9 protein-coding genes are annotated in these 11,198 nt (G+C 62.9%); all 9 read left to right on the forward strand.

Annotated features, from left to right (window positions below; all coding sequences use genetic code 11):
- The first annotated feature begins 79 nt into the window (after window positions 1-79).
- The gene (locus QX071_RS10935; protein WP_409977794.1) at window positions 80-1,114 is read left to right on the forward strand and encodes a HoxN/HupN/NixA family nickel/cobalt transporter; all 1,035 of its coding nucleotides are present in this window, start codon (window positions 80-82) and stop codon (window positions 1,112-1,114) included.
- Window positions 1,115-1,222: 108 nt separating this feature from the next.
- A complete protein-coding gene (locus QX071_RS10940; RefSeq protein WP_315700811.1) occupies window positions 1,223-3,559 on the forward strand; it encodes a DUF1565 domain-containing protein in 2,337 nt (778 codons plus the stop codon).
- 185 nt (window positions 3,560-3,744) lie between these two features.
- Window positions 3,745-4,758, forward strand: coding sequence for a HupU protein (locus tag QX071_RS10945; protein ID WP_315700810.1), 1,014 nt, complete (start codon window positions 3,745-3,747; stop codon window positions 4,756-4,758).
- On the forward strand, window positions 4,755-6,191 hold the full coding sequence (locus tag QX071_RS10950) for a nickel-dependent hydrogenase large subunit (RefSeq protein WP_315700809.1): 1,437 nt from the start codon (window positions 4,755-4,757) through the stop codon (window positions 6,189-6,191). Before QX071_RS10945 ends, QX071_RS10950 begins: the two co-directional genes overlap by 4 nt.
- A 245-nt stretch (window positions 6,192-6,436) precedes the next feature.
- Complete coding sequence (locus QX071_RS10955) at window positions 6,437-7,540, forward strand: hydrogenase small subunit (protein ID WP_315700808.1); 1,104 nt, start codon at window positions 6,437-6,439, stop codon at window positions 7,538-7,540.
- A 21-nt stretch (window positions 7,541-7,561) separates the two neighbouring features.
- Window positions 7,562-9,352, forward strand: coding sequence for a nickel-dependent hydrogenase large subunit (locus tag QX071_RS10960; RefSeq protein WP_315700807.1), 1,791 nt, complete (start codon window positions 7,562-7,564; stop codon window positions 9,350-9,352).
- Between the two features lie 15 nt (window positions 9,353-9,367).
- Window positions 9,368-10,111 carry a Ni/Fe-hydrogenase, b-type cytochrome subunit gene (cybH, locus tag QX071_RS10965; protein ID WP_315700806.1) on the forward strand — a complete coding sequence of 248 codons (744 nt, stop codon included), beginning with the start codon at window positions 9,368-9,370 and terminating at the stop codon, window positions 10,109-10,111.
- A gap of 10 nt (window positions 10,112-10,121) precedes the next feature.
- A complete protein-coding gene (locus QX071_RS10970) occupies window positions 10,122-10,703 on the forward strand; it encodes a HyaD/HybD family hydrogenase maturation endopeptidase (RefSeq protein ID WP_315700805.1) in 582 nt (193 codons plus the stop codon).
- Between the two features lie 26 nt (window positions 10,704-10,729).
- Window positions 10,730-11,020 carry a HypC/HybG/HupF family hydrogenase formation chaperone gene (locus QX071_RS10975; RefSeq protein WP_315700804.1) on the forward strand — a complete coding sequence of 97 codons (291 nt, stop codon included), beginning with the start codon at window positions 10,730-10,732 and terminating at the stop codon, window positions 11,018-11,020.
- Window positions 11,021-11,198: the final 178 nt, after the last annotated feature.

Genomic DNA, 11,198 nt, shown 5'->3' on the forward strand with positions numbered 1-11,198 from the left:
AAAACATCATTCGCAGTCCCGTCGATGGCTCCTCCGCTTGGGGCTCCCCCGTTTCTGGCTCCGTAGCGGCGCGGCTTCGCTGCTGGTGGCCGGACTCGCGGTTGCGAACGGGCTGGCTTGGATTTGGGCCTTTCTGCTCTACGGGGACAATCCCGCGATCGTCGGGCCGGCCCTGCTGGCCTGGCTGTTGGGCTTCCGCCATGCGGTCGATGCGGACCACATTGCCGCGATCGACAACGTGGTCAGGAAGCTGATGCATGACGGCCAGGCACCCCGTGCCGCGGGCCTGTATTTTGCGCTCGGCCATTCCACCGTCGTGGTTGCGGCCACGGTGGCGTTGGCGAGCGCCGTGGCGATCGGCCTCGCAGACAGCGAGAGTCTGCTCCGATCGTTCGGCAGCGTGGTCGGCACCTCGGTATCGGCGGCATTTCTGCTGCTGATCGCCGTCGCCAATCTCGTCGTGCTGTTCGGCCTTTGGCGGAAGTTGCGGGCACGCGGCCGCTCCGAGCCGAGCGCGCAGGATGTTAGCCCCGCGATCCCGGCCAACGGATTTCTGGTTCGCTTGCTGGGTCCCGTGTTGCGGATGGTGAGCCGCAGCTGGCATATGTACCCGCTCGGTTTCGTCTTCGGTCTCGGCTTCGACACCGCAACCGAGATCGGCCTGTTGAGTATGTCGGCGACCGAGGCCGCGCGCGGGGCGCCGCTGGTGCATGTCCTCGTCTTCCCGGCGCTGTTCGCCGCAGCGATGGCAACGGTCGACACGGCCGACAGCATGGTGATGACCGAGGCCTACCGCTGGGCGCAGACGGACCCGGATCGCAGGCTGCGCTACAACCTGCTGATCACCGGAGCCTCGGTCGTGATCGCATTGCTGATCGGCAGCGTCGAGGTGTTCAGCCTGCTCGCGCCGCGGCTGGGCCTTGTCGGCGGGACATGGGAGGCAATCGCGGTTCTGAATACCAATCTCGCCAATCTCGGTATCGTCGCGATCGGCCTCTTTGCCATGGCTTGGATCGGAGCGGTTGTGATCTCCCGACGCGCGAGCGCTGTAGCGGCTTGCCGCATCGACGACAAGCCGGGCGCCGGCGACTGTCTCACGGCAGAGCCAGTGTAAGCCCAGGGCCTTCGGCAAGCCCAGGGCATTGTTCGCCTGCACATCGCGTCACGAGCCATTCGAATCGGGTCCCAGAGGAGGCCCGCGAATCCATATTGACGAGGATCAATGATCGTTTCGAGCTCGCCCCGAGTATTGATAAGGCGATCCGAATCGGTTCTTTCGAGGCCACGACATGAGAAGCCGTGGCCGCTATGGATTCATGAAATGAGAAGAACGGTACAGAATTTTCACGCACTTTTAGTGGCGGCATTTGCGGCAGTTTTCGCGCTCGTCGGGACAGCCTGGGCCGCGCCTCAGTCGGACAAGGTCTGGTATGTCAATCAGAACAGTGCGGCGCCGGGTGATGGGCGGAGCTGGAAGGCGGCATTCGCATCTTTGCAGGATGCCTTATCCGCAGCCGCGACGGGTGATGAGATCTGGGTGGCGGCCGGCACTTACTATCCGGATGTCAACGACGTATCGAAGTCCTTTGTACTCAAACAAGGCGTCGCTTTGTACGGCGGCTTCACCGGCAAGGAGACCTCGCGGGGCGAGCGAGATTTTCGAAAGAACCTGACAACACTCAGCGGCAACATCGGCAAAGGCGACAAGATCAAGAACAGCAGGACCGTCGTGGTGGGCGCCGATGGCGCGATCCTCGACGGCTTCACGGTCTCGGATGCCTACGCAACCGATACCGCCCGCATGCATCTCGTGCCCGACGACATTCTCAAGGGCAACATGGTCGCCGGCGGCGGCATGCGCAACTTCATGACGAGTCCGATCGTTCGAAACGCCGTTTTCAAGAACAATTATTCTCCGAAGGGCGGAGGCGTCTACAACGTCCACAAACCCGGCGCGGACCAAGCGACATTCATCAATGTCGATTTCATCGATAATGTCGCCGAGCTTCGTGGCGGCGGCGTGAGCAACGATCTCGGCGCCATGCCGCACTTCGTCAACTGCCGGTTCATCGGCAATAAGAGCATGGACAAGGGCGGCGGTCTCTATAACGATTTTGCCGCCTCGCCGCTGCTGTTCAACGTTCTCTTCAAGGACAACTCCGCGATCACCGCCGGAGCGATCGGCAACGACGGCGGATCGGCGCCATTGCTCGTCAACGTGACCATTGCCGGGAACAAAGCGAGCAGCGAGTTGGGGCCGGACCTTTATCAGGGGACGGGTAGGAACAGCAATCCCATCCTCGTCAACAGCATGGTCGACAACATCTATAACTGGCACGAGGATGTGGTCGCGGAAATCGGCTCAATCGCACCGCGCGGCAAGACCATCGCGCTTCGCGCGTTCTTGGCCATCAGCAACTTGAAAGGGGAGTTGCAGCCGAACGATCTGCAGTCCGCCCCGCGATCTGGGCGCGGCTATCGCGCAGGCTGGGACGGCTCCATCCTGCTCAAAAACGGCCTGATCGAAAAACTGGTCGCGCTTTATGAAAAGAACAATGGCGCGGTCGAATATCGCGACGAATATACGCGGCCGAGCATCAGCCGCGAGGCGGTTTCGGGGGCGGCCATTTATGTGGTCCCGCGATCTTCGGCGAAGACGAAGGATGGACGTTCCTGGGCGACTGCGTTGACCGATCTTCAGGCGGCAGTCGAGCTGGCGTCGGTCTCGAAACTTCCGGTCTGGATCAAGGCAGGCACATACCGTCCGACCAAGCGGGATGGCCGGATCGCGGCCTTCATCCTGTATGACGGCGTGAAGCTCTATGGCGGCTTTGCAGGCTCTGAAACGACCTTGGAGCAACGTTCCACGTCTGGGCGGCAGACGGTGCTGACTGCGAAGGCTGCGGGGGGAGGCTATCGCTATCCGCATGTGCTCTACGGTGCCGACGACGTCGTGCTGGATCGGCTGACGGTGCGCGATGGCAATGCGACCGGTTTCACCTACAACGGCAAGGGTGGAGGCCTGCTCGCCTACCACGCTGGAAAGACCTTCCGGCCTCACGACAATCCGATCGGCTTCACGATGACGATCCAGAACTGCCGGTTTGAGGACAACGTGGCCTTGGAGGGCGGTGCGATCTATACTTTCGGCAAGGCCACCTTGTCGATCTCCGACACGACCTTCCAGCGCAATCGTGCAAGCTATGGCGGCGCCGTCGTCGATCGCGAAGGCTCGAAGGCCGCGCACCGGAAGTCATTGTTCTTGGACAACCGGGCCGCGCAAGACGGCGGAGCGACCTATGAGGACTATGGTTCGCACGTTGCGTTCGATCAGTCCGAGTTCAAGGCAAATCGGGCGCGGCACGACGGCGGCGCAATCTACCTGCTCAGCCGCGCCTCGCAATTGGAGGCAACGGTTGTCTCCATCAAACAGAGCCGGTTCGTCGGAAACAGAGCGGCGCAAGGAGCAAGCATCTACAACCTTGACGACAGTACCTTAACCATTGATCAATCCGAATATTCGGCCGGATCAATTCATAATCCGTCTTCGGCGAAGTAATCGGCCACCGCGGGGCCTGTCGGATCACTTCCTGCAGTTGCGGGGAGTGGCCCGCCCTGGCATTGACGCGGGCAGGGACCGGTCCGGAGGTCCCCCTCAGTGTTTCGCCAGCGGCGCTGGCGTTCGCGCGAGAGCCGCGTTAAACGTGGGCGGCGCTCCATTGGTGGAGCCGAAGGACGCTCGATATGGTCGCGAAGCGGACTGCCAGGATGCTCTGGCTGCAGGGAGCGAGCTGCGGCGGATGCACCATGTCGATCCTGGAGAGCGGCGCCTCTGGCTGGTTCGACGAACTCCGGCAGTCCGGTCTCGAATTGTTGTGGCATCCTTCGGTCAGCGAGCAGACCGGCGAGGAAGTGCTGGACCTCTTGGAAGCCGTGCGCGACGGACGTGAACGGCTCGATCTGCTGGTGCTCGAAGGTTCGGTGGCGCGCGGGCCCAACCTGACCGGCCGCTTCAACATGCTCGCCGGGACCAACCGCTCGATCTTTCACTGGATCTCGGAGCTCGCGCCGCTGGCCGATTATGTGGTCGCGGTCGGTAGCTGCGCCGCCTATGGCGGGATTCCGGCCGCCGGCTCCAATCCGACCGACGCGGTCGGGCTGCAGTTCGAGGGCACGGACAGCGGCGGCGCGCTCGGCGCTGGATTCAAGTCGAGGCGAGGGTTGCCGGTCATCAATATCGCGGGATGCGCGCCGCATCCGGGCTGGATCATGGAAACCCTGTTGGCACTCAGTACGGGTGATCTCGCAGGTTCCGATCTCGACGGATATGGCCGGCCGAAATTCATCGCCAACCATCTGGCGCATCATGGCTGCTCCCGCAACGAATTCTATGAGTTCAAGGCGAGCGCCGAGGCGATGTCGGAGCGCGGCTGCCTGATGGAGCATCTCGGCTGCCGCGCAACGCAGGCGGTCGGCGACTGCAATCAGCGCTCTTGGAACGGCGGTGGCTCCTGCACCAAGGGCGGCTATGCCTGTATCGCCTGCACCTCACCGGGTTTCGAGACGGCGCAGAATTATCTGGAGACGGCAAAGCTCGCCGGCATACCTGTGGGGCTGCCGACCGACATGCCGAAGGCGTGGTTCGTGGCGCTGGCGGCGCTGTCGAAATCCGCAACTCCGCGGCGGGTGCGGGTGAACGCGACGTCGGACCACGTCGTGGTGCCGCCGAGCCGGACCAGCGGCAAACGCGCGCCATGACCCGGATCACGGTCGGTCCGTTCAATCGCGTCGAGGGTGACCTCGAGGTTCGGCTCGACATCGCGGACGGGCGCGTGGCGCGGGCCGAGGTGACGGCCCCGCTCTATCGCGGTTTCGAACAGATCCTGGAGGGACGTCCGCCGCTCGACGCGCTGGTGATTGCGCCGCGCATCTGCGGCATCTGCTCGGTCTCGCAGTCGATTGCCGCAGCAAGCGCTTTGCGGGCTGCAATGGCGCTCGAGGCGGCGCCCAACGGCCTGCTCGCGACCAATATTGCGCATGCAGCCGAGAATGCGGCCGATCATCTGACGCATTTCTATGTGTTCTTCATGCCGGACTTTGCGCGTGAAGCCTATGCCGCGCAAGCGTGGCACGCTGCGGCAGTAGAGCGCTTCAAGGCGACGCACGGCAGCGCGGCGCGCGAGGCGCTGCCCGCCCGCGCGCGGCTGTTGGAGATCATGGGCGTGATCGCCGGCAAATGGCCGCACAGCCTGGCCTTCCAGCCGGGCGGCACGACACGCGCGATCGAGCTTGGCGAGCGCATCCGGCTGACCGCGATCGCCGCGGCGTTTCGCGGCTTTCTCGAGCGCGTGGTGTTCGCCGACACGCTGGAGAATGTGCTGGCCATCTCCAGCCCCAGCGAACTCGATCGCTGGCGCGCAGGCCGTAGCGGTGATTTCGCGCATTTCCTGCGGATTGCCGATGGGCTTGCGCTCGCCGATCTCGGCAACGGCATCGGGCGCCTGATGAGCTTTGGTGCCTATCATCATGAGGGCACATATTTCAGCGCGGGCGTCCTCAGCTCGTCAGCGCTGGTTGGAGCGCTGCCGCTCGATCAGATCACCGAAGATGTCTCGCACGCCTGGATGCGCGACACATCGCCAGATCCGGCGGAGAGCTCGAGCGTGCCTGATGCCGACAGGCCGGACGCCTATAGCTGGTGCAAGGCGCCGCGGCTTGCCGGCCAGCCAGTCGAGGTCGGTGCGCTGGCGCGACAGGCCGTCGATGGTCAAACGCTGATCGCAGCGCTGGTCGCCGAGAGCGGCAGCAATGTCCGCAACCGTGTCGTTGCACGCCTGATTGAGACGGCGCGTCTGGCGATCGCGATCGAGACTTGGATCAAGGCGCTGCGCCTCAACGAGCCATTCTGCGTCAGCGCCCGCGAGATCCCGGATGGTTGCTGTACCGGTCTGGTCGAAGCGGCGCGTGGCAGTCTTGGCCACTGGCTTGCGGTCCGCGACGGTCAGATCGCGCGCTATCAGATCATCGCGCCGACTAGCTGGAACTTCTCGCCGCGCGATGCGGATGGTGTGGCCGGACCGCTCGAGCAGGCGCTGGTCGGGACGGAAGTCGGCGCGGCCGGTGCGCGCGCCGTGACGATTCAGCACGTGGTGCGCTCGTTCGATCCCTGCATGGTGTGCACCGCGCATTGACGTTGCTGCATCGCGAGGCGTCGATCAGGGCGCCGGAAACTTCGTTATCGACTGTAAAGTCCGTTGTTTCCGCTTTCTCTTGATCTCGCGCCCATACGCTCACGCCCGAAACTGCAGCACGTTTTCAACTGCTTGGAATCATTCTGATTTTAAATAGCAGCCAATCCTGGCCTGCTTCTTGCTGTCCGCCTTCGAACGATCGCGACCAGTTTCGGTCGCCAACGCGATTATTCCAGGGAGGGCTCATGGGCGCGGCAACGGAAACCTTTTACAGCGTGATCAGGCGTCAGGGCATTACGCGACGCAGCTTTCATAAGTTCTGCAGTCTGACGGCAACGAGCCTTGGACTCGGCCCGCTCGCGGCAAGCCGCATTGCGAACGCGCTGGAAACCAAGCCGCGCATCCCCGTGATCTGGATGCATGGGCTCGAATGCACCTGCTGCTCGGAGAGCTTCATCCGTTCCGCGCATCCGCTGGTGAAGGATGCCGTGCTGTCGATGATCTCGCTCGACTATGACGACACGATTATGGCGGCCGCCGGCCATCAGGCCGAAGAGATTCTCGAAGAGACTCGCGCCAAGTACAAAGGTCAATATGTGCTCGCGGTCGAAGGCAACCCGCCGCTCAACGAAGGTGGCATGTTCTGCATCGACGGCGGCAAGCCGTTCGTCGAGAAGCTGAAGATGATGGCGGAAGATGCCATGGCCATCATCGCCTGGGGCGCCTGCGCCTCGTGGGGCTGCGTGCAGGCCGCAAAACCCAATCCCACCCAAGCCACCCCGATCGATAAGGTCATCACCAACAAGCCGATCATCAAGGTGCCGGGCTGTCCGCCGATTGCGGAAGTGATGACCGGCGTCATCACGTTCATCACGACCTTCGGCAGGCTGCCCGAGCTCGACCGCCAGGGGCGGCCGAAGATGTTCTATTCGCAGCGCATCCACGACAAGTGCTACCGCCGACCGCATTTCGATGCCGGCCAGTTCGTTGAGGAATGGGACGACGAGAACGCTCGCAAGGGCTTCTGCCTCTACAAGATGGGCTGCAAGGGCCCGACCACCTACAACGCCTGTTCGACGGTACGCTGGAACGGCGGCGTTTCGTTCCCGATCCAATCCGGCCATGGCTGCATCGGCTGCTCGGAGGACGGTTTCTGGGACAAGGGCTCGTTCTACGATCGCCTGACCACGATCAATCAGTTCGGCATCGAGCACAATGCGGACCAGGTCGGCATGGTTGCGGCCGGCGCGGTTGGCGTTGCGGTTGCCGCGCATGCGGCGGCCACAGCGGTGAAGCGGCTCGCGGGCAAGCGCGAGGACACCAAAGAAAACGCCGGCCAGGACAACTAATTCTCTTCAGGGTAGGTAACGATGGGCATTCAGACACCCAATGGGTTCAATCTCGACAATTCCGGCAAGCGGATCGTTGTCGATCCCTTGACCCGGATCGAGGGGCATCTCCGCGTCGAGGTCAACGTCGACTCCGACAACGTGATCCGCAACGCGGTTTCGACCGGCACGATGTGGCGCGGCATCGAGACCATCCTGCGCAACCGCGATCCGCGCGACGCCTGGGCCTTCACCGAGCGGATCTGCGGCGTCTGCACCGGAACCCATGCGCTGACTTCGGTGCGCGCGGTCGAGAACGCGCTCGGCATCTCGATCCCCGAGAACGCCAACTCGATCCGCAACATCATGCAGCTCTGCCTGCAGGTGCATGACCACCTCGTGCATTTCTATCATCTGCACGCGCTCGACTGGGTCGACGTGGTCTCCGCGCTGAAGGCGGACCCGAAGGCGACCTCGGCGCTGGCGCAGTCGATTTCCGATTGGCCGCTGTCTTCGCCCGGCTATTTCAAGGACCTGCAGATCCGCCTGACCAAGTTCGTCGAGTCCGGTCAGCTGGGTCCGTTCAAGAACGCCTATTGGGGCCATGCGGCCTACAAGCTGCCGCCCGAAGCCAACCTGATGGCGGTGGCGCATTATCTGGAAGCGCTCGACTTCCAGAAGGAGATCGTCAAGGTCCACACCATCTATGGCGGCAAGAATCCGCATCCGAACTGGTTGGTCGGGGGCGTGCCCTGCGCGATCAATGTCGACGGCACCGGCGCGGTCGGCGCCATCAACATGGAGCGGCTGAACCTCGTCTCCTCCATCATCGACCGCTGCATCGAGTTCACCGAGCAGGTCTATCTGCCGGATGTCGCCGCGATCGGCTCGTTCTACAAGGACTGGCTCTATGGCGGCGGGCTCTCGGGCAAGAGCGTGATGGCCTATGGCGACATCCCGGAAAACGCCAACGACTATTCGGCCAAGAACCTCAAGCTGCCGCGTGGCGTCATTCTCAATGGCAATCTCAACGAGGTGCTGCCGATCGACCACGCCGATCCCGAGCAGATCCAGGAGTTCGTGACCCACTCCTGGTACAAATACCCTGACGAGACCAAGGGCCTCCATCCCTGGGATGGCGTCACCGAGCCCAACTACCAGCTCGGGCCGAACGCCAAGGGCACCAAGACCGACATCAAGGAGCTCGACGAAGGCGGCAAATATTCCTGGATCAAGGCGCCGCGTTGGCGCGGCAATGCGGTCGAGGTCGGGCCGCTCGCGCGCTACATCGTCGGCTATGCCCAAGGCAAGCCGGAGTTTAAGGAGCCGACCGAGAAGTTCTTGAAGGATCTGAACCTGCCGGTCACGGCGCTGTTCTCGACGCTCGGCCGCACAGCGGCGCGCGCGCTGGAGTGCCAATGGGCGGCGCGGCAGATGCGCTATTTCCAGGACAAGCTGGTGGGTCGCATCAAGGCCGGCGATTCCTCGACCGCCAATGTCGACAAGTGGAAGCCGGAGAGCTGGCCGAAGGAAGCCAAGGGCTTCGGCTTCACCGAGGCGCCGCGCGGCGCGCTCGCGCACTGGATCAAGATCAAGGATACCAAGATCGACAACTACCAGTGCGTGGTGCCGACCACCTGGAACGGCTCGCCGCGCGATCCCAAGGGCAATATCGGCGCCTTCGAAGCATCGCTGATGGATACGCCGATGGCGGATCCCGAGAAGCCGTTGGAGATTCTCCGCACGATCCATTCCTTCGATCCGTGCCTGGCATGCTCGACCCATGTGATGAGTCCGGACGGCCAGGAGCTGGCCACCGTCAAGGTGCGATAACGTGGGAGCGGTGCCATGATGGATGCAGTTGCACGTCCGGCGGAGTCCGAACAGAACCTTGCCGCGATCGCGGCCGACGCTGCCGGTGAGCATGCGATCGGCCGCCCCACTGTCTATGTCTATGAAGCGCCGGTGCGCATCTGCCATTGGGTGAACGCTCTCGCGATCGTCGTGCTGATGGTCACCGGCTATTTGATCGGAACGCCGTTGCCCTCGGTCGGCGGCGAGGCTTCGGCTCATTTCGTGATGGGCTATATCCGCTTCACGCATTTCGCGGCGGGGCAGGTGCTGGCGGTGTTCTTCCTCGCCCGCATCCTGTGGGCCTTTGTCGGCAATCATCACTCCCGGCAGATCTTCTACTTGCCGGTCCACCGCCTGCAGTTCTGGAAGGAAGTGCTGCACGAGATCCGCTGGTACGCGTTCCTGGAGCGCGAGCCGAAAATGTATGTCGGCCACAATCCGCTGGCGCAGACCGCGATGTTCACGGGCTTCACGCTGTTCGTGGCCTTCATGATCATCACCGGCTTTGCGCTCTATTCGGAAGGCACGGGCATCGACAGCTGGCAGCACAAGCTGTTCGGCTGGGTATTTGTGATCTGGCCGAACAGCCAGGATGTCCACACTTGGCACCATCTCGGCATGTGGGCGCTCGTCATGTTCGTGACGGTGCATATCTACGCCGCGATCCGCGAAGACATCATGTCGCGCCAGAGCATCGTCTCGTCGATGATCTCCGGCGAGCGGCAATTCCGCAAATAAGGGCTTCGATATGAGTGAGGCCAGGCAGGAGCGGATCCTGGTGCTGGGGATCGGCAATATCCTCTGGGCGGATGAAGGCTTCGGCGTGCGGGTGGTGGAGGAATTCCACCGCCGCTACGCCGTTCCCGACAACGTCACCATTCTCGATGGCGGCACCCAGGGTCTCTATCTCGTGAACTATGTCGAGGAGGCCGACAGTCTCATCGTGTTCGATGCGATCGATTACGGTCTTACGCCGGGTGAATTGAAGCTGGTCCGCGACGACGAGGTGCCGCGCTTCACCGGTGCCAAGAAGATGAGCCTGCATCAGACCGGATTTCAGGAGGTCCTGAGCGCGGCCGACCTGCTCGGCCGCTATCCGAAGCGTCTGGCCTTGATCGGCTGCCAGCCGCTCGACCTGGAAGATTGGGGCGGGCCGCTGACGGAGCCGGTGCGGGCGCAGATCGAGCCGGCGATCCAGCTCGCCTGCGAGTTGCTGGCGCAGTGGGGCGCGCCGGCGGTCGCGCGCACTGAGCCGCTTGTGCCGGCCGAGCGGCTGCTCGCGAACGATATCGACCATCAGAATTACGAGATGCGGGCGCGCTCGGCTTGAGTCGCTCGCCGTTGGAGAACATAGCGATGTGCCTGGGCCTGCCGATGACCATTGTCGAGACTGACGGCACGTCGGCGCTCTGCCGCTACGCCGATGAGCTGCGGCGGGTCTCGGTGCTGCTGCTGTCCGATCCGCCGGTCGGCGCGAAGGTGCTGGTCTATCTGGACAATGCCGTCCGCCTGCTCGGCGACGAAGAGGCCCGCTTGATCGGCGACGCCATCGAGGGGCTGCAGGCGGCGCTCAATGGCGAGGATTGCGACCGCTTCTTCGCCGATCTGGTCGATCGCGAGCCGGAATTGCCCGAGCATCTGCGATAGCTGGCCGTCAGCCGGTAACTTAGTGTCCGATATGGAAATTATCTTTCCAGTCCGATACGGAAATCTGCTTTCCGGCTGGCAAGGTTTGAGACAGATCAATAGAAATTATTCTCATTTTCAATAGGTTAGAGCGTCCGTCGCGATCGGGCCGCTCTGGCACATCGATTGCTAACCCGCT

This window comes from Bradyrhizobium sp. SZCCHNS1022 (assembly GCF_032484835.1).
GTDB lineage: Bacteria > Pseudomonadota > Alphaproteobacteria > Rhizobiales > Xanthobacteraceae > Bradyrhizobium.